General features: G+C 61.0%; 20 protein-coding genes and 3 tRNA genes. 20 read left to right on the top strand and 3 right to left on the bottom strand.

Annotated features, from left to right (window positions below; all coding sequences use genetic code 11):
- Nucleotides 1-53: 53 nt before the first annotated feature.
- Complete coding sequence (locus HGP16_RS30685; RefSeq protein ID WP_168843718.1) at nucleotides 54-1,040, bottom strand: aldo/keto reductase; 987 nt, start codon at nucleotides 1,038-1,040, stop codon at nucleotides 54-56.
- A gap of 224 nt (nucleotides 1,041-1,264) precedes the next feature.
- Between HGP16_RS30685 and HGP16_RS30680 the strand changes: the two genes are divergently transcribed.
- The gene (locus HGP16_RS30680; protein ID WP_168843717.1) at nucleotides 1,265-2,500 is read left to right on the top strand and encodes a DNA repair exonuclease; all 1,236 of its coding nucleotides are present in this window, start codon (nucleotides 1,265-1,267) and stop codon (nucleotides 2,498-2,500) included.
- Between the two features lie 2 nt (nucleotides 2,501-2,502).
- Nucleotides 2,503-5,958: a YhaN family protein gene (locus HGP16_RS30675; protein ID WP_168843716.1), complete on the top strand. Its 3,456-nt coding sequence runs from the start codon at nucleotides 2,503-2,505 to the stop codon at nucleotides 5,956-5,958.
- Between the two features lie 22 nt (nucleotides 5,959-5,980).
- Here the strand turns inward: HGP16_RS30675 and HGP16_RS30670 are convergent, their stop codons facing one another.
- A complete protein-coding gene (locus HGP16_RS30670) occupies nucleotides 5,981-6,403 on the bottom strand; it encodes a glycosyltransferase family 2 protein (RefSeq protein ID WP_246703603.1) in 423 nt (140 codons plus the stop codon).
- On the opposite strand from HGP16_RS30670, the gene HGP16_RS30665 reads away from it, so the two are divergent.
- A complete protein-coding gene (locus tag HGP16_RS30665; protein WP_246703602.1) occupies nucleotides 6,396-7,037 on the top strand; it encodes a hypothetical protein in 642 nt (213 codons plus the stop codon). The two genes, HGP16_RS30670 and HGP16_RS30665, sit on opposite strands and share 8 nt — an antisense overlap.
- Before the next feature lie 343 nt (nucleotides 7,038-7,380).
- Here the strand turns inward: HGP16_RS30665 and HGP16_RS30660 are convergent.
- Nucleotides 7,381-7,456, bottom strand: a tRNA-Val gene (locus tag HGP16_RS30660).
- 392 nt (nucleotides 7,457-7,848) lie between these two features.
- Between HGP16_RS30660 and HGP16_RS30655 the strand changes: the two genes are divergently transcribed.
- The 17 genes from HGP16_RS30655 to HGP16_RS30575 all read left to right on the top strand — a co-directional run bounded on the left by HGP16_RS30655 (nucleotide 7,849) and on the right by HGP16_RS30575 (nucleotide 23,205).
- Nucleotides 7,849-7,925, top strand: a tRNA-Asp gene (locus HGP16_RS30655).
- A gap of 51 nt (nucleotides 7,926-7,976) precedes the next feature.
- Nucleotides 7,977-8,053: transfer RNA gene (locus HGP16_RS30650), tRNA-Asp, on the top strand.
- Between the two features lie 257 nt (nucleotides 8,054-8,310).
- Nucleotides 8,311-8,676: an NADH-quinone oxidoreductase subunit A gene (locus HGP16_RS30645; protein ID WP_112344271.1), complete on the top strand. Its 366-nt coding sequence runs from the start codon at nucleotides 8,311-8,313 to the stop codon at nucleotides 8,674-8,676.
- Nucleotides 8,667-9,248, top strand: a complete 582-nt coding sequence (locus tag HGP16_RS30640) for a NuoB/complex I 20 kDa subunit family protein (protein WP_168843715.1) — start codon at nucleotides 8,667-8,669, stop codon at nucleotides 9,246-9,248. The genes HGP16_RS30645 and HGP16_RS30640 overlap by 10 nt, the downstream gene beginning before the upstream one ends.
- 18 nt (nucleotides 9,249-9,266) lie before the next feature.
- Nucleotides 9,267-9,869, top strand: a complete 603-nt coding sequence (locus HGP16_RS30635; RefSeq protein ID WP_168843714.1) for an NADH-quinone oxidoreductase subunit C — start codon at nucleotides 9,267-9,269, stop codon at nucleotides 9,867-9,869.
- A gap of 67 nt (nucleotides 9,870-9,936) precedes the next feature.
- Nucleotides 9,937-11,127 (top strand): NADH-quinone oxidoreductase subunit D, encoded by a 1,191-nt coding sequence (locus HGP16_RS30630; RefSeq protein WP_168843713.1) that lies wholly within the window; start codon nucleotides 9,937-9,939, stop codon nucleotides 11,125-11,127.
- Nucleotides 11,127-11,444 (top strand): hypothetical protein, encoded by a 318-nt coding sequence (locus HGP16_RS30625; RefSeq protein WP_168843712.1) that lies wholly within the window; start codon nucleotides 11,127-11,129, stop codon nucleotides 11,442-11,444. The genes HGP16_RS30630 and HGP16_RS30625 overlap by 1 nt, the downstream gene beginning before the upstream one ends.
- 15 nt (nucleotides 11,445-11,459) lie before the next feature.
- On the top strand, nucleotides 11,460-12,596 hold the full coding sequence (locus HGP16_RS30620) for an NADH-quinone oxidoreductase subunit E (protein WP_168843711.1): 1,137 nt from the start codon (nucleotides 11,460-11,462) through the stop codon (nucleotides 12,594-12,596).
- Nucleotides 12,597-12,606: 10 nt separating this feature from the next.
- Nucleotides 12,607-13,911, top strand: coding sequence for an NADH-quinone oxidoreductase subunit NuoF (gene nuoF / locus HGP16_RS30615; RefSeq protein ID WP_149636600.1), 1,305 nt, complete (start codon nucleotides 12,607-12,609; stop codon nucleotides 13,909-13,911).
- 6 nt (nucleotides 13,912-13,917) lie between these two features.
- On the top strand, nucleotides 13,918-14,676 hold the full coding sequence (locus tag HGP16_RS30610) for a 5' DNA nuclease (RefSeq protein WP_409526873.1): 759 nt from the start codon (nucleotides 13,918-13,920) through the stop codon (nucleotides 14,674-14,676).
- A 241-nt stretch (nucleotides 14,677-14,917) separates the two neighbouring features.
- A complete protein-coding gene (gene nuoG, locus HGP16_RS30605) occupies nucleotides 14,918-16,999 on the top strand; it encodes an NADH-quinone oxidoreductase subunit NuoG (RefSeq protein WP_168843710.1) in 2,082 nt (693 codons plus the stop codon).
- 12 nt (nucleotides 17,000-17,011) lie between these two features.
- Nucleotides 17,012-18,055: an NADH-quinone oxidoreductase subunit NuoH gene (gene nuoH, locus HGP16_RS30600; RefSeq protein ID WP_168843709.1), complete on the top strand. Its 1,044-nt coding sequence runs from the start codon at nucleotides 17,012-17,014 to the stop codon at nucleotides 18,053-18,055.
- 39 nt (nucleotides 18,056-18,094) lie between these two features.
- Entirely contained in the window at nucleotides 18,095-18,586 is a 492-nt protein-coding gene (gene nuoI / locus HGP16_RS30595) for an NADH-quinone oxidoreductase subunit NuoI (RefSeq protein WP_112803099.1), read from the top strand.
- Nucleotides 18,587-18,737: 151 nt separating this feature from the next.
- On the top strand, nucleotides 18,738-19,352 hold the full coding sequence (locus HGP16_RS30590) for an NADH-quinone oxidoreductase subunit J (RefSeq protein WP_168843708.1): 615 nt from the start codon (nucleotides 18,738-18,740) through the stop codon (nucleotides 19,350-19,352).
- A 31-nt stretch (nucleotides 19,353-19,383) separates the two neighbouring features.
- Nucleotides 19,384-19,692: an NADH-quinone oxidoreductase subunit NuoK gene (gene nuoK / locus HGP16_RS30585; RefSeq protein WP_120703848.1), complete on the top strand. Its 309-nt coding sequence runs from the start codon at nucleotides 19,384-19,386 to the stop codon at nucleotides 19,690-19,692.
- Nucleotides 19,693-19,699: 7 nt separating this feature from the next.
- Entirely contained in the window at nucleotides 19,700-21,694 is a 1,995-nt protein-coding gene (gene nuoL, locus HGP16_RS30580) for an NADH-quinone oxidoreductase subunit L (protein WP_168843707.1), read from the top strand.
- On the top strand, nucleotides 21,694-23,205 hold the full coding sequence (locus HGP16_RS30575) for an NADH-quinone oxidoreductase subunit M (RefSeq protein ID WP_168843706.1): 1,512 nt from the start codon (nucleotides 21,694-21,696) through the stop codon (nucleotides 23,203-23,205). Before nuoL ends, HGP16_RS30575 begins: the two co-directional genes overlap by 1 nt.
- Nucleotides 23,206-23,223: the final 18 nt, after the last annotated feature.

The raw sequence follows: 23,223 nt of genomic DNA, 5'->3' as shown, positions 1-23,223 counted from the left end.
TTTTCGTGGCCGGGTCTGTACCCGGCCATCAGTTTTCCGGACGCCCGTTGCTCTTACCAGCGATGATGGACGTGCGGCGCGATCAGCCGCTCGTAGATCTCGCGCGTCGCCGCCATGACGTCGGCCGAAAGCGGAGCAAGGTCGGCTGCGGCGGCATTGGCCTTTGCCTGCTCGGCATTGCGGGCACCGGGAATGACGACGGTGACGGCGTCGTTCATCAGGATCCAGCGCAGCGCGAAGGCCGCCATGCTGGCGCCTGATGGTACCAGCTTGCGCACCTCTTCGACGGCCTGGAGGCCGACTTCGAATGGGACGCCGGCAAAGGTCTCGCCGACATCGAAGGCCTCGCCATGACGATTGAAGTTGCGGTGGTCGTCGCTGGCAAACTGAGTGTCACGGGTGATCTTGCCGGAAAGCAGGCCGGAGGCGAGGGGGACGCGGGCGATGACGGCCACGTTCTTGCGCTTGGCTTCCTTGAAGAACAGGTGGTCGGGACGCTGGCGGAAGATGTTGTAGATGATCTGGATGCTCAGCACACCCGGATATTCGATCGCCTTCAGCGCCTCCTCGACCAGCGCGACACTGACGCCGTATCCCCTAATCTTGCCGGCCTTCTGCAGTTCGTCGAGACCGGCGAAAACTTCGGGCCGATAGAGGACTTCGGTCGGCGGGCAATGAAGCTGTACGAGATCCAGGCTTTCGACGCCGAGGTTCTTCAGGCTGCGATCGATGAAACCTTCGAGGTTGGCCTTGGTGTAGCCGTCGGCCACATGCGGGTTCAGCCGGCGGCCGGCTTTCGTCGCCACCATCGGGCGCTCGCCGCCGCGCGCCTTCAGGACGTCGGCGATGATCTTTTCCGAGCGGCCGTCGCCGTAGACGTCGGCGGTATCGATGAAGGTCATGCCGGCATCGAGAGCGGCGTTCAGCGCTGCGCGGCCGTCGGCCTCGCTGACATCACCCCATGCACCGCCGATCTGCCAGGCCCCGAAGCCGACATCCGTCACGATAAAGGGCGTTCGTCCGAAAGCATGATGTCTCATGAGATGTCTCCTCGCTTTTGCTGGTAGAATGATAGCGCAGTAGCAGCCGTCCGACAGGGCCACAAGCGCACATCGGCGATCGAGGATCGCAATCGCGTGACTGAGAAACATGACAGGCTCGGCCTGACTTACGAAACCATTGGATGAAGCCACTGGCGCGGTATTCACAGCGCCTCCATTTCCTTACAAAGGAAAGACCGGACATCTGACTGCTATCGGAGCCCATGCCTTCTTTCAGCTTCATTCACGCCGCCGATCTGCACCTTGGCAGCCCATTTCAGGGCCTGGCTCTAAAGGATGCCGCCGTCGCCGCGGTCTTCGTCGAAGCCAGCCGCAAGGCCTTCTCGACGCTTGTGGGCTTGGCGATCGAGAAGAGCGTCGATTTCTTTGTCATTGCCGGCGATGTCTATGATGGCGACTGGAAGGACAACAAGATCGGCCTCTTCTTCAATCGCGAGATGGCGCGGCTGGAGCGGGCGGGCATTCCGGTCTACCTGCTGCGCGGTAATCACGATGCGGCAAGCGTCATCACCAAGACCATCACATTGCCGCCAAACGTCCATGAATTCCCGACCGGCAAGCCGGGCAGCGTCAGGCTGGAGGCGCTGCAAGTGGCGCTGCATGGCCAGGGCTTCGCCGAACGCTCCGCCAATGACAATCTGGCGGTTACCTATCCCGCTCCCGTCTCCGGCTGGTTCAACATCGGCATTCTCCACACCTCGCTGACCGGCCGCGAGCCGCATGCGCCCTATGCGCCGTGCTCGGTCGATGATCTGCGCTCGCGCGGCTATGACTACTGGGCGCTGGGCCATGTGCATGATTTCGAAGTGGTGGCGCAGGACCCGCTCGTCATCTTTCCCGGCAATCTGCAGGGTCGCAATATTCGCGAGCGCGGTGCCAAGGGCGCGGTGCTGGTGACGGTCGAAGACGGGCGGATCGAACATGAGCGCATCATCGTCGACGAGGCGCGTTTCGCGCAGGCCGATATCCTTGTTGGTCCAGAGGACGATCAGGCGGCGATCCTTCGTCGCGTGGAGCACGCGGTGCAGCCTTTGGCCGACGAGACGTCCGGACGCATGACCGCGCTGCGCGTCCGGCTTTCCGGTGTGACGCCCCTGCACGGCGCGATCGCCGCCAGCCGCCAGCAATGGCGAGACGAAGTGGAAGCCGCCTGCCACCGGGTGCATGAGGATATCTGGCTGGAAAAGCTGGAACTGCGGCTGGAACCGCCGCCCGAGAAACTGGCGGATGCGGACGGCGCGCTCGATCTGCGCCAGCTCTTGGCCGAACATGTCGGTGATGCCGATATCGCGGCGGAAGCGGGCCGCCTGATCGACGAGATTGCCGTGCGCCTGCCAGGTGGCCTCGGCGCGGCGGAGCAGCCGCTGGACGAAAGCTTGGAGGCGCTTATCGAGGAGGCGCGGCAATTGCTGCTGACGCGCGGGCAGAGGGCGGACTGACCATGCGCTTTACCCGGCTCGATATTCTCCGCTACGGCGCACTGACCGATCGCACGCTCGATTTTCGCCCCGGTGCGCGATTGCACGTGATTTATGGTCCGAACGAGGCGGGTAAATCCTCGGCTCTGAGCGCGATCTCCGATCTTCTTTTCGGTTTTCCAACGGCGGCCGAGCAGAGTTTCCTGCATGAACCCGGGACCTTGCGGATCGGTGCCGATATCAGCGCGCGCGATGGCGCAAAGCTGAGCTTTCGTCGCCGACGCGGACGCAAGGGAACGCTTCTAGCTCCGGATGATAAGGAAACGTCGCTGGCCGAGGATGCTCTCGCGCCCTTCCTTGGTAATTTGAGCCGTGATGTCTTCGAGCGCGCCTTCGGTCTCGACTCGCAACGGCTGCGGCAAGGTGCGATCGCAATGCTGCGCAGCGGCGGCGAGATCGGCAGCCTGCTGTTTTCGGCCGCTTCCGGTCTGACAGGCCTGTCGCGACTGCGCCAGTCGCTCGACGCCGAGGCCGACGGCATCTACGCAGCCAGACGCTCCAAGGATCGCGGCTTCTACCAGGCCCTCGACCGCTACGAAGATGCCCGTAAGACAGAACGGGAAAACGAGCTGAAATCCGGCGACTGGAAGAAGCTCCTTGCCGAGGCGGCCGAGCTGGAGACGGAACTGGGGCGCTTGCAGGCAGAGCGTCGCGGTACGCGCGAGGCGCTGGATCAGCTCAAGCGGCTGAAGACCTTGCAGCCCTTGCTATCAGAAATCGATGCGGAAGCCCTTGCACTCGATGGCCTTTCCGATCTCGCCGCCATACCGGATGGCTTTGCCGACGGGCTTGAACAGAGATTGCGCGATAAACACGCGAGCGAAGAGGAACTGCGACGGGCGCGGCAGGCCGTTCTGCGCGCCGAGGAAGACCTTTCGCGCGTCCATGTGGATGAAGCGCTGCTGCAGATGTCGGGCGATATCATGCAGCTCTTTGCCGATACCGGCAACTACCGCGCCCAGCGTCACGACCTGCCGCGCGTCGATCAGGAGCTCGCCGGTTACGACACCACGCTTTCGCAGCTTGCCCGCCGTCTCGGCCTTGCCGAACTCGAGCTGGAGCGGCAGCAGCCGAGCGATATCGACCGTGCGCGCCTGTTCGAGCTGGTGGAGGAGGGCGGGCGGCTTACGCGGCAGATGCAGTCTCTGTCAGAGCAAGCCGAGAGCGAGCGCAGGCAGCTCGCGGCGCTTGAGAGGGATGGTCTTACGGGCCGGCTGATCGATCCGAGACCCTACATCGATCAGCTCGAGGCACTGTCTAGCGACCTCTCGGCCTTGAGTCGACTTGATGGCCTGGAAACGCAGATACGCCGCATCGAAGCCGATCTCAATGAAGCCGCCGTACGGCTGCAGCCACCGGTCGGTGACATCGATATGCTGTTCTCGGGGCCGCTGCCGGAAATGACGGAGATTGCCGGACATCGCGACGCCATCGACGCGGCGCGATCGAAGGTGCGCGAAGCCGCCGGCAAAGTGCAGAACAATGACGAGCAGCTGGCGGAGATAGAACGAACGCTCGCGGATGCCGAGCGTAGCGGGCCGATCGTCACGCGCGAACAGATCATCGCCGCGCGTGAAGAACGCGATGCGCAATGGTCTTCCATCCAGCAAAGATGGTCGGACGGTGCGGCTCCGGAAGCCAAGCTGCTAGCGGCATTGACCGTTGGGCTGGCCGAGGCGGACCGTCTGGCCGATGCCGCCTTGAGCGATGCGGATCGTGTCGCGCGCCACGCCGACTATCGCTTGCGTCAGGTGCGCCTGCTGCAGGAGCGCGAAGAGGCCTCCGGTCGGCTCAAGGGCTGTGAGAAGGTCCTGAAGGATGCCCAGGCAACCTTCTCCGCCCTTTTCGAACCCTGCGGTATCGATGCTCTCGATCCTTCGACCATGCTGGAGTGGCGGCGCGGGGTGGAGTTGCTGCGACGCGAGCGCAAGGCGCTACGGGATTTACTGGACGAACGGGATGAGAATGCGCTGGCCGAGGGCCGCGTCTTGCCCGCCTTGCAAGATATCGTCGAGGCGACCGGCTACAAGAGCGGCCGTCTTCCGCCGGCCGCGATTGCGGAAGGCTTGCGCAAGCATCTGCGCCTTCTTTCGGAACGCTGGAGCGAAAGCCGCACGCGGGAAGGGGAGATCGGTGCGACACGCGACCGGCTGACACGGTTCGAGGACCAGCAGCGGATGTTGGAACGGCAGCATGCCGACTGGCGCGGTGCATTTACCAAGGCCGTTGAACTGCTCGGCCTGCCATCCGACACGACCCTGGAGATGGCGGCCGCCGCCCTGAAGGCATGGCAGGAGCTGCCGGATGTCCTGGCGGAGCGCGAAAACCGCTTCCGTCGCGTCAATGGCATGCGGCGCGACATGGCGGATTTCGAACGGCGACTGGCGACCCTTGGCGCCAATAGCGGCTATGAACTGGATCATCTGCCGCCGGATGCCGCCGCCGAGGCACTGCATACCCGCGTCAACGCCATGCGGGGCGAGCTGAAGAAGCGCGACAGCCTCGAAGAGGAGCGGCAACGCGGGGAAGCGCTCGTGACACGCCAGGAGGCAGCGCTTGCCGCCATCGCTATCGATCTCGACCAGCTGACTGCGGATCTCGGCGGTGTCGACGATCTGCCGGCACTGCTTTCGCGGCTACGCGAACGCACGCGTCTCGCCGCACGGCTCGTCGAAAGTCGCGACCGCTTCCGCCAGCAAGCCGACGGCAAGGCCGAAGAGGAGCTTCGCGCCGAACTTGCCGGCTTCGAACGGGTCGCCGCCGATCTCGAAATCGAGCGCTTGACCGAGGAAGATCAACGGCAGTTCGCCATGCATGGCGAGCTTTCGGCGCGGCTCGCGGAAAACCGCCGCCAGCGGCAGGCTTTGGAAACAGGCGTGAGTGCCGAATATGCCGTTTTTGAAAAACTCTCGGCCGAGCAGGAGGCAAAGGACCTTGCGCGGCAATGGGTCGTCCTCAAGATCGCAGCGCGCATGCTGGCGGGTTCGATGGAGGCCTATCGCGAAAAACAGGCTGATCCCGTCATCAGGCGGGCGGGGGAGTTGTTCTCGCAGCTGACCGGCGGCCGTTTCTCCCGCCTTGTCGAAGCCCATGATGAAAACGATGCGCTGCAGCTGCTGGCGGAACGTGCTGCGGGCGAACGCGTGCCACTGGATGGCTTGAGCGAAGGTACGGGCGACCAGCTCTATCTCGCTCTGCGACTGGCATTTCTCGAAGATTATTCGGCGCGCAACGAGCCGGCGCCGCTGATCGTCGACGATATCTTCCAGACGTTCGACGACGAGCGCGCCCGCGCCGGACTGCAGGTTCTGGCCGCAACGGCCGAGCGCTTCCAGACTATCCTCTTCACCCACGAGATGAGCGTGGTCGACATCGCCAAAAGCGAGATTGGCGGGGATCTGGATTTTATTCAACTCTGACCGATATAGCCCGCGGATCGCGTTACGACATCGATGGGATATGCAGTCGCGTCGGTATCACGATCTTCGGGTCCGATTTGTCGCGGCTGTAAGCCGGGTTGAGCGCGCGATCGATGAAATCCTGCGTGGCGTGCAGCCGGCGCAGATTCTGCTTTTCCTGCTCGAATCGTTTCTTTCGTTCGCCGGATTTGTCCGAGCCGCGCGAAAGCGATTCATGGTGATAGAGGCAGGCAAACGGCGTCCAGACGATGCGATAGCCGGCCTTGTGCGCCCGCAAGCAGTAATCCACGTCATTATAGGCGACCGCGAAATTCTCCTCGTCGAAGAGGCCGATCGATCGCCGGCAATCGCCCGAAATCAGCATCACTGCCCCGGTCACGCAGGTCATGCCATTGCGGACATGCAACCGGTTCATCGGCCCGCCGAACTCCTTCGGCTTGTTCATATACCAATGGCCGGCTAGCCCGCCGAAACCGACCACCACGCCGGCATGCTGTTTCCAGCTGCGGGCGCACTCGCCCTTTCATCAGCAGCAAGATGCGATCAGGCTGATTCTCCGATCCTTCGCGGAAAATGCCGCGCCGGAAACGCATATCGTCCTGAAACTCCATCCACTCGACAACGGGCTCGTGGACTGGAGGGCCTATGTTGACGGTATCGGCGCTTCCTGCGGATTGTCCTCTCGTGTCCATTTCACGGATGGCGGCGATCTCGACCGGCTGATGGCCGCCAGTCAGGGAATGGTAACGGTCAATTCCACGGCAGCACTTGCGGCACTGCGGGCCGGCAGGCCGGTCAAAGTGCTCGGGGCGGCGGTCTACGATATTGTGGGCCTGAGCGACCAGGGGACCTTGGATCGATTCTGGCATGAGCCGAGGCCGCCATCGCCCGAGCTGCGCGAAGCATTCTTCAAGTTGCTTGCTGCCGCCATACAGGTACGCGGCAATTTCTGCTCCGGGGAGGGCGCGCGCGCCGCCGCCGCCGAGATTGCCGAGAGGTTATTGTCGCGAACCGTCAATCTGCCTGATGGCTATGTTGACCTCCCGCGACGGCGGCCATCCAAGATTGACGTGCCGTGAACACGGCGAAAAATGGAATCGGTCGCTTGAAGGGTCTCTGAAATTGACAATATGGCGACTTACATGTGGACTATAGCTGAACTTGGCGCAGCGATTCGATGCCAGGAAAGCGAATAACGGTTTGCCGGGAGCAAACATCATGGATGACAGCAAGATGGAAAGGTTCATGCTGAAGGAGCTGCTGATGATCATCGCGGCCCTCGTGCTTGTTTCCGTGGTGCTCCTGGCGGTCATTATTTTCGGCAATTATTGAACGGGCGCGTATCGGACGCGTAAAACCGACGGTCGAGAACGAAAAACATCGCTCTTACCTAAGAATCTACCATTTTAAGTCTGGAAAGAATGGTGGGCGATGAGAGACTCGAACTCCCGACATCCTCGGTGTAAACGAGGCGCTCTACCAACTGAGCTAATCGCCCTTCAGCCAAGCGAGTCATTGGCCCGCCGCATTCGGTGGCCGTGATCTATGCGGAACAGGGAAAAACCGCAAGAGTGTTTGTGAAGATTTTTTGATTTTTTTGGATTTTGCGCATCCCGGGGCATACGCCGTCCACATGCGCAAATGCCAAGACGCGCCGATTGGCGCGGTACATATCAGAGGCCGATGAAATGCGTGAGGCGGGAACCTGCCATGCCAAATCGACGGAACGGAAAATTGCGGACAGGCTTGTCCATAACAATTCGCACTCTGTCATCGATTTGTATTCAAACCTGCTTGACACCCAAACACGAACCCCGTAGTTAGCCGCTCATCGAACGGCGAGGGCCGCTTTGATGGGTGCGAAAGCATCCGGAATGCTTGAAATGAAATGCGGGTGTAGCTCAGTCGGTTAGAGTGCCGGCCTGTCACGCCGGAGGTCGCGGGTTCGAGCCCCGTCACTCGCGCCATTTTCAAGGCAAGTTCCGGATCTTGCGCTCGGCCGAAAGGCCAAGCAATGCGCGGGTGTAGCTCAGTCGGTTAGAGTGCCGGCCTGTCACGCCGGAGGTCGCGGGTTCGAGCCCCGTCACTCGCGCCATTTCTCCAAGCCCTTACAATCAAACGTCAATTTATTGCGATTGCGAACGAGCCCTTTCGCGTTTGCGCTGATTTGTCGCGTTGCCGTCGCAACACATTGATATCTACCGCTCGACAGTACCTCGAACGACAGATTCAAAAGGCTTGCGCGCGCGCTCCGCCTGCGCTAACCACGGCTTTGTTGCAACGCTCTTTCGCTTGCTGGGCATTTGCTCAAATGCGCCGCCCCGGCGCTGATCGCAAGCAGGGATGGACATGATGACTGGACTGCTCAGTTCCTATATTCCGATAGCGATTTTCATTGGTATTGCCTTGGTGATTGGCCTGGCGCTGTTGATCACGCCATTTGCCGTAGCCTTCAAGGCGCCTGACTCGGAAAAGCTGTCGGCCTATGAATGCGGCTTCAATGCATTCGATGACGCCCGCATGAAGTTCGATATCCGCTTCTACCTGGTATCGATTCTCTTCATCATCTTCGATCTGGAAGTCGCCTTCCTCTTCCCGTGGGCCGTCTCCTTCGGCGCGATCGGCTGGTTCGGATTCTGGTCGATGATGGTGTTCCTGCTGGTGCTGACCATTGGCTTTATTTATGAATGGAAGAAGGGAGCCCTGGAATGGGAGTAGCCCCAAGCAACACGACGCTCGTGGCGCCGCAGCCGAAGGGGATCGTCGATCCCGCGACCGGCAAGCCGATCGGCAGCAACGATCCGTTCTTCGGCGAGATCAACAACGAACTCGCCGACAAGGGTTTTCTGGTCACCTCCACCGATGAGCTGATCAACTGGGCCCGCACCGGCTCCCTGATGTGGATGACCTTCGGTCTCGCCTGCTGCGCCGTTGAAATGATGCAGGTTTCCATGCCGCGTTACGACGTCGAGCGCTTCGGCTTTGCGCCGCGTGCCTCGCCGCGCCAGTCGGATGTCATGATCGTCGCCGGCACCCTCACCAACAAGATGGCGCCTGCTCTGCGCAAGGTCTACGACCAGATGCCCGAGCCGCGTTATGTCATCTCGATGGGCTCCTGCGCCAACGGCGGCGGCTATTATCACTATTCCTATTCCGTCGTGCGCGGCTGCGACCGTGTGGTGCCGATCGACATCTATATTCCGGGCTGTCCTCCCACGGCGGAGGCGCTGCTTTACGGCGTGCTTCTGCTGCAGAAGAAGATCCGGCGCACCGGCACGATCGAACGGTAAGGCAGGGGACAAGGTATCATGAGTGAAGCCCTGAACGAGCTCGCCGCTTATCTCACGGAAGTTCGCAGCGCCCTGATCTCCTCGAGCGAGATCAAGTACGGTGAACTGAATGTGACGACGACGGCCGAAAACGTTATCGCCCTGCTGACCTTCCTGCGTGACGACGCCAAGTGCGGCTTCGTCAACATAACGGATATCTGTGGCGTCGACTGGCCGCAGCGCGCCGAGCGCTTCGATGTCGTCTACCATCTTCTGTCGCCGAAGAAGAACCTGCGCATCCGCGTCAAGGTTCCTGTCGGCGAGGATCAGCCTATTCCCTCCGCTTGTGGCCTTTATCCCGGCGCCGATTGGTTCGAGCGCGAAACCTGGGACATGTACGGCGTTCTTTTCACGGGACACCCGGATCTGCGCCGTATCCTGACCGATTATGGTTTCGAGGGTCACCCGCTGCGCAAGGATTTCCCGACGACCGGTTTCGTCGAGGTTCGCTACGACGATGCTGCCAAGCGCGTCGTCTATGAGCCTGTGGAGCTGAAGCAGGAATTCCGTAACTTCGACTTTCTGTCTCCCTGGGAAGGCACGGATTACGTGCTGCCGGGCGACGAAAAGGCGAAGGCATAATTTGAGGGCGTGTGGTGGGCTCCAGCCTGCCATTCTCTGAATATCTGACAACGCGAGCATCGCCGCCATGACAGAACATAACGTTCGCAACTTCAACATCAATTTTGGTCCGCAGCATCCGGCTGCGCACGGCGTTTTGCGTCTTGTCCTCGAATTGGACGGCGAAATTGTGGAACGCGTCGATCCCCATATCGGCCTGCTACATCGCGGCACGGAAAAGCTGATCGAATCGAAGACCTACCTTCAGGCCGTTCCTTATTTCGACCGCCTCGACTACGTGGCGCCGATGAACCAGGAACATGCCTACGCGCTGGCGGTCGAAAAGCTGCTCGGCATCGATATCCCGATCCGCGGCCAGCTGATCCGCGTCCTCTACTCGGAAATCGGCCGTATCCTTTCGCATCTGCTGAACGTGACGACGCAGGCCATGGACGTTGGCGCGCTGACGCCGCCGCTCTGGGGCTTCGAAGAGCGTGAAAAGCTGATGGTGTTCTACGAGCGCGCCTCCGGCTCGCGCATGCACGCAGCCTATGTCCGTCCCGGCGGCGTTCACCAGGATCTGCCGGAAAAGCTCGTTCAGGATATCGGCGACTGGTGCAATCCCTTCCTGAAGGCGCTCGACGATATCGACGATCTTCTGACCGGCAACCGTATCTTCAAGCAGCGTAACGTCGATATCGGCGTGGTTTCGCTGGAAGACTGTTGGGCCTGGGGCTTCTCGGGCGTGATGGTCCGCGGCTCCGGCGCCGCCTGGGACCTGCGCAAGGCGCAGCCCTATGAATGCTATTCCGATCTCGAATTCGACATTCCGATCGGCAAGAACGGCGATTGCTACGACCGTTACCTCATCCGCATGATCGAAATGCGCGAATCCGTCCGCATCATGAAGCAGTGCGTCAATCGCCTGCTGGGGGATGCCAAGGTCGGGCCGGTCTCCTCGCTCGACGGCAAGGTCGTGCCGCCGAAGCGTGGCGAGATGAAGCGCTCGATGGAAGCGCTGATCCACCACTTCAAGCTCTACACCGAAGGTTATCACGTGCCGGCCGGCGAGGTTTACGCAGCCGTCGAAGCGCCGAAGGGCGAATTCGGCGTCTATCTCGTCTCCGATGGCTCCAACAAGCCTTATCGCTGCAAGATCCGTGCGCCGGGCTATGCGCATCTGCAGGCCATGGATTTCATGTGCCGCGGCCATCAGCTCGCCGACGTCGCGGCGGTGCTTGGTTCGCTCGACATCGTGTTCGGTGAGGTGGATCGCTGATGCGAGCCTGGCAGGTTGCTATTCCTGTGATCCTGTTTGTCGGTGGCGCTTCCGCGCAGCAGACGGGCAATACACTGGCCCTGCCGAACATCAACATGCAGGGTTCGACCGCGATCGGCGGGAAGTCTGCGAAAGGCGGAAACGAGGTACAGGCGAGCGGGGCTTCCACGATCGCCGACCTCCTTTCCCGCGGTTACCAAATCAAGGCCGCTGTGCCGAACGGCGGCAAGTTTGTTGTGTTTATGCAGAAAGACCAGTCGGCTTATGCCTGCGAATTTTCGTCCCTGACGAATACGCGGTGTGGGTCCTTAAACTGAGATAAGGCGTGAAAGATGTCCGTTCGTCGACTTGCCGAAGATCAATTCCAGCCTGCCGCATTCGCCTTCAACAAGGAGAATACGGTCTGGGCTGATAAGACGATCAAGAAATATCCCGATGGTCGCCAGCAGTCCGCGATCATCCCGCTGATGATGCGTGCGCAGGAGCAGGAAGGTTGGGTCACCAAGGCCGCGATCGAAACGATAGCGGACATGCTCGACATGGCCTATATTCGCGCGCTTGAGGTCGCGACCTTCTACACGCAGTTCCAGCTGCATCCGGTCGGCACGCGTGCCCACGTCCAGGTTTGCGGAACCACGCCTTGCATGCTGCGCGGCGCAGAAGGGCTGATCAAGGTCTGCAAGAGCCGGATCCATGACCACGCCTTCGAGCGCAATGCCGATGGCACGCTTTCTTGGGAAGAGGTCGAATGTCAGGGCGCCTGCGTCAATGCACCGATGGTGGTGATCGGCAAGGATACCTATGAGGATCTGACGCCGGCACGTCTCGAAGAGATCATCGATGCATTCGCCGCAGGCAAGGGCAGCGAAGTTCCGACCGGCCCGCAGATCGATCGCGTTTTCTCCGCTCCGGAAGGTGGTCTGACGAGTTTGCTGTCGGATGAGGGGAAGGCAAAGAGCGCTGCAGGCAAGGCCAAGGCGGCTGCCGAGGCCGTTTCGATCCCACCGTCCGAAGCCGGACGCGCCAAGAGCACGGATGCCGAAACCAATCAGAGCCTGAAGACGCCGGCAACGGCGCCGAAGGAAGCAGCCAAGAATGCCAAGGCCGCTGAAACGCAGCCGCTTTCGGGAACCGCAGCATCTGCGGCGGTATCGGAAAAGGCCGGCAGCGCTCAGAAGCCGTCGCTGACGGACAAGGATCGTCCCGCCGCGGTCGAAAAGCCCGCGCAGCCGGATGATCTGCAGTTGATTTCCGGCGTCGGTCCGAAGATCGAGTCGATCCTGCATGAAATCGGCATCTTCACCTTCGCGCAGGTCGCGAGCTGGAAGAAGGCCGAGCGCGAATGGGTCGATGGCTACTTGAATTTCAGGGGCCGCATCGAACGTGACGACTGGATCAAGCAGGCGGAGGCACTCGCTAAGGGTGGCGAAGCGGAATATATCAAGGTCTTCGGCAAGAAGCCGCGGTAAGAGGTGAAGCATGTTACAGGATCAGGATCGCATCTTTACCAATATCTACGGCCTCAAGGACAAATCCCTGAAGGGCGCGATGTCGCGCGGCCATTGGGACGGCACGAAGCAAATCCTCGAAAAGGGTCGTGACTGGATCATCAACGAGATGAAGGCTTCCGGCCTTCGTGGTCGTGGCGGCGCAGGCTTCCCGACGGGCCTGAAGTGGTCCTTCATGCCGAAGGAAAGCGACGGCCGTCCGCACTATCTCGTCGTCAACGCTGACGAGTCCGAGCCGGGCACCTGCAAGGACCGCGACATCATGCGCCACGATCCGCATACGCTGATCGAAGGCTGCGTCATTGCCGGTTTCGCCATGGGTGCAAACGCCGCCTATATCTACGTTCGCGGCGAATACATGCGCGAACGCGAAGCCCTGCAGGCGGCAATCGACGAATGCTACGATGCTGGATTGCTCGGTAAAAACAATAAGCTCGGCTGGGACTTTGATGTTTACGTTCATCACGGCGCTGGTGCTTACATCTGCGGCGAGGAAACCGCACTTCTCGAAAGCCTGGAAGGCAAGAAGGGCCAGCCGCGCCTGAAGCCGCCGTTCCCGGCCAATATGGGTCTCTACGGCTGCCCGACGACCGTCAACAACGTCGAATCCATCGCCGTTGCCCCGACGATCCTGCGCCGCGGCGCCGGCTGGTTCTCCTCCTTCGGCCGTCCGAACAATGTCGGCACGAAGCTGTTCATGCTCTCCGGTCACGTCAACCGTCCTTGCACGGTCGAGGAGACGATGGGCATCACCTTCCGCGAGCTGGTCGAAAAGCATGGCGGCGGTATTCGCGGCGGCTGGGACAATCTGCTTGCCGTCATCCCGGGCGGCGCATCGTGCCCGGTCGTTCCGGCCGCCGACATCATCGACTGCCCAATGGATTTCGACGGCCTGCGCGAAGTCAAGTCGTCCTTTGGTACGGCGGCTGCGATCGTCATGGACAAGTCGACCGATATCATCAAGGCGATCGCCCGCATCTCGGCCTTCTTCAAGCATGAAAGCTGCGGCCAGTGCACGCCGTGCCGCGAAGGCACGGGCTGGATGTGGCGCGTTCTTGAGCGTATGGCTCGCGGCAATGCTCAAAAGCGCGAGATCGACATGCTGTTCCAGGTGACGAAGCAGATCGAAGGCCATACTATCTGTGCGCTCGGTGACGCAGCCGCATGGCCGGTGCAGGGCCTGATCCGCAATTTCCGTCCGGAGATCGAAAAGCGCATCGACCAGTACACCGCCAATGCGACGAGCCACGGCGCGGTGCTGGAAGCAGCCGAGTAAGGTCCGATGATGGCGAAGACCAAGGATATCAGGCAGGGCAGCGGAGCGACCGATCACACGTCGGCGGATTTCGGCCGCGTCGCCGCCGATATGCTGCGGAATTCGCCAGCCATGCCGATCCATCCGCTGATGGCGCATCCGGCGGCGGCGTTTGCCGCCGCGGCGGCCATAGGTTTCGGCGTGACATCGCAGATCGCCGGCGCATTCTTCGGCGCGCTGCAGGGTGCGGTCGAAGCGGCAAGCAAGCGTGCCGCCGAGCCGGGCGAAGAGGATGATGTCGTTGCCGCCGCCAAGCCGGCAGCAAGAAAAGAAGGGGCAGAGGAGGCGAAGCCGGTCAAGGCATCGCCCGCTGCCAAGCCGGTTGTTTCGAAGCCGCCGGTCGTGTCGAAGCCTGTGACTGCCAAGCCAAAGCCCGCGGTCGCAAAGAAGGTAGAACCGAAGCCGGTTGCTGCTGCATCGATCGTGACGACGCCTGCCAAGAGCAAGGCTAAAGTCGAGATTCCCACGCCGGTTGCCGTACAGCCGGTACCTGCCCGTAGCCGCAAGGTCACCGCGAAGGTCGACGACCTCAAGCGTATTTCCGGCATCGGCCCAAAGCTGGAGCAGGTGCTGAACGGACGCGGCATCAAGCGCTTCGCCGATATCGCCGCCTGGAGCGATGCCGATATCGAGCGGGTCGATGTGGAGCTCGGCTTCGACGGCCGCATCCGGCGCGACGATTGGGTCGGCCAGGCGAAGGCGCTGCTGCCGAAGGGCAGAGGTTGAGATCATTCCTCGGCTGCATCGGCGGCCGGGGAGGGTGAATGACGGCGACGGAGACACTGCGGGCATGATCCGTGTGGCTTGGTCGCAAAGCTGGTCTTGTGGGGACAAGGCTTGGCAAAGCTTATTGTGAGCAAACCGGTGCCACGCGGTTTCATGCCGCGCCGTTGGCAGTCCGGTTTGCGATCATGAAATTGTCTGCGGCCAGGTTGGGCTGAGGACGTGATATAGGACTGAGTGGACGATGGTAAAACTGAAGATTGACGGTAAAGAGATCGAAGTTCCGGATCACTTCACGCTTATCCAGGCGTGCGAGGAAGCCGGCGCCGAAGTCCCGCGCTTCTGCTTCCATGAACGACTGTCGGTGGCCGGCAATTGCCGCATGTGCCTCGTTGAGGTAAAGGGCGGTCCGCCGAAGCCGCAGGCTTCCTGCGCCATGGGCGTTCGCGATATCCGCGGCGGCCCGAACGGCGAGCTTCCGGAAGTCTTCACCAACACGCCGATGGTCAAGAAGGCCCGCGAAGGCGTGATGGAATTCCTGCTGATCAACCACCCGCTGGATTGCCCGATCTGCGACCAGGGTGGCGAATGCGACCTACAGGACCAGGCCATGGCCTTCGGCATCGATAGTTCGCGCTATCAGGAAGACAAGCGCGCCGTCGAGGACAAATATATCGGCCCGCTCGTCAAGACGGTGATGAACCGCTGCATCCACTGCACGCGCTGCGTCCGCTTCACGACGGAAGTTGCCGGTATCTCCGAACTCGGCCTCATCGGCCGTGGCGAAGACGCCGAAATCACGACCTATCTCGAGCAGGCGATGACCTCCGAGCTGCAGGGCAACGTTGTCGACCTTTGCCCGGTCGGCGCGCTGACCTCGAAGCCCTTCGCCTTCACGGCTCGTCCGTGGGAACTGAACAAGACCGAATCGATCGACGTCATGGACGCCCTCGGCTCGGCGATCCGCGTCGACACACGCGGCCGCGAAGTCATGCGCGTGCTGCCGCGCGTCAACGAGCAGATCAACGAAGAGTGGATCTCCGACAAGACCCGCTTCATCTGGGACGGCCTGAAGACGCAGCGCCTCGATAAGCCCTATGTCCGCAAGGACGGTCGCCTGCAGCCGGCAACCTGGAGCGATGCTTTCGCCGCTATCAAGTCGGCCGTTTCGGCGACCAGCGGCGACAAGATCGGCGCCATCGCCGGCGATCTTGCTTCGGTCGAGGAAATGTATGCTCTCGGCGAACTGCTGAAATCGCTCGGATCGGAAAATCTCGACTGTCGCCAGGACGGGACGGCGCTTGATCCGTCGCTCGGCCGCGCAGGCTACATCTTCAACCCGAGCATCCAGGGTATTGAAGCTGCCGATGCGCTGCTGATCGTCGGCGCCAATCCGCGCTTCGAGGCGGCTGTCATGAATTCGCGCATCCGCAAGCGCTGGCGCCGCGGCAAGTTCCCGATCGGCGTGATCGGCGAAGCTGCCGACCTTCGCTACTCCTATGATTATCTCGGCGCCGGCCCGGATACGCTCGCCGATATCGTCAGCGGCTCGCATAGCTTTGCGGACGTTCTGAAAAATGCCCAGAAGCCGATGATCATCATCGGCCAGGGAGCGCTGATCCGCGAAGACGGTGCCGAAGTGCTGGCGAATGCCGCCAAGCTCGCCGCTGCCGTCGGGGTCGTCAAGGAAGACTGGAACGGCTTTGCCGTCCTGCATACGGCGGCTTCGCGCGTCGGCGGCCTCGATCTCGGCTTCGTGCCGGGCGCAAAGGGCGTCAACGCTGCGGCGATGCTGTCGTCGATGGACGTCCTCTTCCTGCTGGGCGCCGATGAGCTGGATTTCAGCCGCAAGGGCGCGAAATTGACGGTCTATATCGGCTCGCACGGTGACAACGGTGCACAGAGCGCCGACGTCATCCTTCCGGCAGCCGCCTACACCGAAAAGTCGGGCACCTGGGTCAACACAGAAGGTCGCGTTCAGATGGGCAATCGCGCCGGTTTCGCACCGGGCGACGCCCGCGAGGACTGGGCGATCATCCGTGCTCTTTCCGACGTCCTCGGCAAGAAGCTTCCCTTTGATTCGCTGAGGGAATTGCGCGCGAAGCTCTATGCAGCCTTCCCGCATTTCGCCGGCATCGACGAGATTGCCGAAGCTGATAGCGCCCAAATTGCCGCACTTGCGAAAAAAGCCGGCGCAATGGGCAAATCGGCATTTGCTTCGCCGATCAAAGACTTCTATTTGACGAACCCGATAACGCGCGCATCGGCTGTCATGGCCGAGTGCTCGGCATTGGCCCGCAACAATTTCCGCGTTGCGGCAGAGTAAGGGCAGAGAACTATGGATTCATTCGTTTCGACCTATCTCTGGCCGGCGCTGATCATGATCGGCCAGTCCCTGCTGCTCCTGGTCTGCCTGTTGATTTTCATCGCCTACATCCTGCTTGCCGACCGCAAGATCTGGGCAGCCGTCCAGCTGCGCCGTGGCCCGAACGTGGTCGGCCCTTTCGGCCTGTTCCAGTCCTTCGCCGACCTGCTCAAGTTCATGTTCAAGGAGCCGATCATCCCGGCCGGCGCCAACAAGGCCGTGTTCCTGCTGGCGCCGCTGGTTTCCGTGGTGCTGGCGCTCTCCACCTGGGCCGTCGTGCCGGTGGCGCAGCACTGGGTCATCGCCGACATCAATGTCGGCATCCTCTACATTCTGGCGATCTCGTCGCTGGAAGTTTACGGCATCATCATGGGCGGCTGGGCTTCGAACTCGAAGTATCCGTTCCTCGGCGCGCTGCGCTCAGCAGCGCAGATGGTGTCCTACGAAGTCTCGATCGGCTTCGTCATCGTCACGGTGCTGCTCTGCGTCGGTTCGCTGAACCTGACGGATATCGTGCTCTCGCAGCAGACCGGCCTCGGCACCAAGCTCGGCCTGCCGGCCTCGTTCCTCGATTGGCACTGGCTGTCGCTGTTCCCGATGTTCATCGTATTCTTCATCTCGGCGTTGGCTGAAACCAACCGTCCGCCCTTCGACCTTCCTGAAGCGGAATCGGAGCTGGTTGCCGGCTTCATGGTCGAATACGGTTCTTCGCCCTACATGATGTTCATGCTCGGCGAATATGCGGCCGTCGTCCTGATGTGCTCGCTGACGACGATCCTCTTCCTTGGCGGCTGGTTGCCTCCGGTCGACATCTGGATCCTGAACTGGGTTCCGGGCATCATCTGGTTCCTACTGAAGTCGTGCTTGGTTTTCTTCATGTTCGCGATGGTCAAGGCCTTCGTGCCGCGCTACCGCTACGACCAGCTCATGCGCCTTGGCTGGAAGGTTTTCCTGCCGCTGTCGCTCGCCATGGTCGTTATCGTTGCATTCGTGCTGAAGCTGACGGGATGGGCGTGATGATGTCTTTCCCCGCTTCTGGCAGTTTTGGAGGTTAAGATGGCCGGTTTGTCCAACGCCGTCAGCTCGCTGTTCCTCAAGGAATTCGTCGGCGCATTCTTTTTGTCGATGCGTTACTTTTTCAAGCAGAAGGCGACGATCAATTATCCGTTCGAAAAAGGGCCGGTCAGCCCTCGCTTCCGCGGCGAACATGCGCTGCGCCGGTATCCCAACGGCGAAGAGCGCTGCATCGCCTGCAAGCTCTGCGAGGCCATCTGTCCTGCCCAGGCTATCACCATCGAAGCCGGGCCGCGCCGCAACGACGGTACCCGCCGCACGGTGCGTTATGACATCGACATGGTGAAGTGCATCTATTGCGGCTTCTGCCAGGAAGCATGCCCGGTCGACGCTATCGTCGAAGGGCCGAACTTCGAATTTGCCACCGAGACCCGCGAAGAACTCTACTTCGACAAGGCGCGGCTTTTGGACAATGGCGACCGCTGGGAACGCGAAATCGCGCGAAACATCGCGATCGATTCGCCATACCGCTGAGCGGAATTTTGAATATGCCGTGACAGGCGACCACGATTGTCGCCGTTGCGGTTGAAACTAGACCGGGGCTTTGCCGGACTTATCGTCCGGTCGAGCTCCATCGGGCAGGGAAACTCCCGGCTGCCCGGGGGAAGACGAAAAAGGCACCAACATGGGTCTGCAGGCTCTTTTTTTCTATATCTTCGCCTTTGTCGCTGTGGCGTCGGCGTTCATGGTCATCTCGGCGCGGAATCCGGTCCATTCGGTCCTGTTCCTCATCCTGGTTTTCTTCAACGCGGCCGGCCTCTTCCTGCTGATGGGGGCTGAATTCCTGGCGATGATCCTGCTGGTCGTTTATGTCGGCGCCGTAGCGGTTCTCTTCCTCTTCGTCGTCATGATGCTCGACATCGACTTCTCCGAGCTCAGGGCAGGCATTCTGGAATATGCCCCGATCGGAGCGCTGATCGGCATCATCCTCGCCGCCGAGCTGATCGTCGTCATCGGCGGCAGCGTGATTTCGCCCACTATCGCCAAATCCGTCGCCATGCCGATTCCGGCGCCGGCGACCCGGACGAACACCGCCGCCCTCGGCGACGTGCTCTATACCAACTACGTTTACTTCTTCGAGATCGCAGGCCTCGTTCTGCTGGTCGCGATGATCGGCGCGATCGTGCTGACGCTCAGGCATCGCACGCATATCAAGCGCCAGAATATTTCCCAACAGGTCGCCCGCACGCCCGCGACCGCCGTCGAGGTGGTCAAGGTCAAGCCGGGGCAGGGCGTCTGAGGCGAGGCACGGGGATCAAAGGAACAAGAACATGGTCATCGGACTTTCCCACTACCTCACGGTCAGCGCCATCCTCTTCGTGCTCGGCGTTTTCGGTATCTTTCTCAACCGCAAGAACGTCATCATCATCCTGATGTCCATCGAGCTCATATTGCTCGCGGTCAACATCAACATGGTCGCGTTCTCGTCGTTCCTCAACGACATCGTCGGCCAGGTTTTCGCTCTGTTCATTTTGACCGTCGCCGCCGCCGAGGCTGCCATCGGTCTTGCAATTCTCGTCGTCTTCTACCGTAACCGCGGTTCCATCGCCGTCGAAGACGTCAACATGATGAAGGGCTGATACAGCTATGTTTTTATATAAGGCTATCGTCTTTCTTCCCCTGATCGGTGCGATCATCGCCGGCCTTTTCGGCCGCGCGATCGGCGCCAAGGCTTCGGAATATGTTACCACCGGCCTGATGATCGTCGCCGCGGTTCTTTCCTGGGCCGTCTTTTTCACCGTGGCCCTCGGCCATACCGACGGCGCTATCAAAGTCGAGGTGCTGCGCTGGATCCAGTCCGGCGGCATCGACGCCTCCTGGTCGCTGCGCGTCGACACGCTGACCTCGGTGATGCTGATCGTCGTGAACTCGGTTTCGACCCTGGTTCACGTCTATTCGATTGGATACATGCATCACGATCCGCATCGTCCGCGCTTTTTCGCCTATCTCTCGCTCTTCACCTTCGCCATGCTCATGCTGGTGACCTCCGACAATCTCGCCCAGATGTTCTTCGGCTGGGAAGGCGTCGGTCTGGCCTCCTATCTGCTGATCGGCTTCTGGTTCAAGAAGCCGTCCGCCTCCGCGGCGGCGATTAAGGCCTTCATCGTCAACCGCGTCGGCGACTTCGGTTTCGTGCTCGGCATTGCCGGCGTCTTCGTCCTCTTCGGCTCGATCAATTTCGATGTCATCTTCGGCAACGCACAGAGCTTTGCCGCAGGGCAGGGCGGGCAGCCGGGCGACATCGTGCTCAATTTCTTGGGCATGCATCTCGATCGCGGCCATGCGCTGACGGCCGTCTGCCTGCTGCTCTTCATGGGCGCGATGGGCAAGTCGGCGCAGTTCCTGCTGCACACCTGGCTGCCGGACGCCATGGAAGGGCCGACGCCGGTCTCCGCACTCATCCATGCTGCAACCATGGTCACCGCCGGCGTCTTCCTCGTCGCCCGCATGTCGCCGATCTTCGAACTGTCGCAGGATGCGCTGACCGTCGTCACCATCATCGGCGCGATTACGGCCTTCTTCGCCGCAACCGTCGGCCTCGTGCAGAACGACATCAAGCGCGTCATCGCCTACTCGACCTGTTCGCAGCTCGGCTACATGTTCGTCGCCCTCGGCGTCGGCGCCTACGGCGCCGCGATCTTCCATCTGTTCACCCACGCCTTCTTCAAGGCTCTGCTCTTCCTCTGCGCCGGCTCGGTCATCCACGCCGTCGACGGCGAGCAGGACATGCGTCATATGGGTGGCCTGCGCCCGCATATCCAGAAGACCTTCTGGATGATGGTTATCGGCACGCTGGCCATCACCGGCGTCGGCATCCCGCTCACGCATATCGGCTTTGCCGGCTTCATCTCGAAGGATGCGATCATCCTTGCGGCCTTCGCCTCGCACAATGCAGCCGCAAGCTTCGCCTTCACGCTGCTCGTCATCGCCGCGATGTTCACTAGCTTCTATTCCTGGCGCCTGATCTTCATGACCTTCTTCGGCAAGCCCCGCGCTTCGCACGAGGTCATGCATCACGTGCATGAATCGCCGAATGTCATGCTGATCCCGCTCTACCTGCTGGCGATCGGCGCCGTCTTCGCCGGCATGTATTTCAACGCCGATTTCGTCGGCCATGCCTACGAGGAATTCTGGAAGCATGCGCTGTTCACGCTCCCGGACAACAAGATCCTCGAAGAGATGGAACATGCGCCTTTGTGGGTTGAGCTCAGCCCCTTCATCGCCATGCTCCTCGGCCTCGTCACCGCCTGGTATTTCTACATCCAGTCGCCGGAAACGCCGCGCCGGCTCGCCCAGCAGCAGCGCGTGCTTTACGAGTTCCTCTTGAACAAGTGGTATTTCGACGAGCTCTATGACTTCCTCTTCGTCCGTTCCGCCAAGGCGCTTGGCCGCTTCCTCTGGAAGAAGGGCGACATCGGGGTCATCGACACCATCGGCCCGAACGGCATCGCCGCGCGCGTCGTCGATGTCACCAACCGTGTCGTGCGCCTGCAGACCGGCTACCTCTATCACTATGCCTTCGCGATGCTGCTCGGCATTGCCGCCCTCGTTACCTGGATGATGCTCGGGAGTTCCCTCTGATGACCGATTGGCCTATTCTTTCAACGGTCACGTTTCTGCCGCTGGTCGGTGTCCTTCTCCTGCTGTTCACGCAGGAGAACGGGGCCAACGGTCGCCGAAATATCCTGAACATCTCGCTGGCGACGACCATCGTCACCTTCATCGTGTCGCTGTTCGTCTGGATCTGGTTCGACAATGCCAATCCGGGCTTCCAGCTGATCGAAAAGCACGAGTGGCTGACCGGCGGCATCAGCTATCACATGGGCGTCGACGGCATCTCCATGCTGTTCGTCATCCTCTCGACCTTCCTGATGCCCTTCTGCGTGCTGGCAAGCTGGCTCTCGGTCGAAAAGCGGCTGAAGGACTATATGATCGCCTTCCTCGTCCTCGAGACGATGATGGTCGGCGTGTTCACGTCGCTGGATATCGTGCTGTTCTACGTCTTCTTCGAAGCCGGCCTCATTCCGATGTTCCTGATCATCGGCGTCTGGGGCGGCAAGGATCGCGTCTACGCCAGCTACAAGTTCTTCCTCTACACGCTGCTCGGCTCCGTGCTGATGCTGCTCGCCATCATGGCGATGTACTGGCAGTCCGGCACGACCGATATCCCGACGCTGCTGCAGTACAAGTTCCCGCCGCAGATGCAGACATGGCTCTGGCTGGCCTTCTTCGCCTCTTTCGCGGTGAAGATGCCGATGTGGCCGGTCCATACATGGCTCCCCGACGCGCACGTTCAGGCGCCGACGGCCGGCTCGGTCATCCTGGCGGGCATCCTTCTGAAGCTCGGCGGCTACGGCCTCATCCGTTTCTCGCTCGGCATGTTCCCGAACGCTTCGGAATATTTCGCGCCGCTCGTCTTCGCGCTTTCGGTCATCGCCATCATCTACACCTCGCTGGTTGCGATGATGCAGGATGACATCAAGAAACTGATCGCCTATTCGTCCGTCGCCCACATGGGCTACGTGACCATGGGCATCTTCGCTGCCAACCAGCAGGGCGTCCAGGGCGCGATCTTCCAGATGCTGTCGCACGGCATCGTCTCGGGCGCGCTCTTCCTCTGCGTCGGCGTGATCTACGACCGTACCCATACCCGCGAGATCGCGGCCTATGGCGGCCTGGTCAACAACATGCCGAAATACGCCGTCGCCATGATGGTCTTCACCATGGCCAATGTCGGCCTGCCCGGCACCTCCGGCTTCATCGGCGAATTCCTGACCCTGATCGGCGTTTTCCGCGCCAATACCTGGGTTGCGCTTTTCGCCGCGACCGGCGTGATCCTGTCGGCCGCCTATGCGCTCTGGCTCTACCGCCGCGTCATTTTCGGCGCGCTGGAGAAGGAAAACCTGAAGAAGCTTCTGGATCTGTCGCCGCGTGAACAGCTGATCCTCTATCCGCTGATCGCGCTCACGATCTTCTTCGGCGTCTATCCGGCTCCGATCTTCGATGCCACGGCCGCTTCGGTGGATCTGCTGGTGAACAACTATACCGCTGCCCTGCACGCTGCGCAGAATGTTGCGCTGTCGATGAATTGATGACGGGACTTATTCGAC

The organism is Rhizobium sp. P40RR-XXII (assembly GCF_012641405.1).
Classification (GTDB): Bacteria; Pseudomonadota; Alphaproteobacteria; order Rhizobiales; family Rhizobiaceae; genus Rhizobium.
The sequence above is the reverse complement of the archived record's forward strand: the minus strand, read 5'-3'. Positions and strand labels throughout refer to the sequence as shown.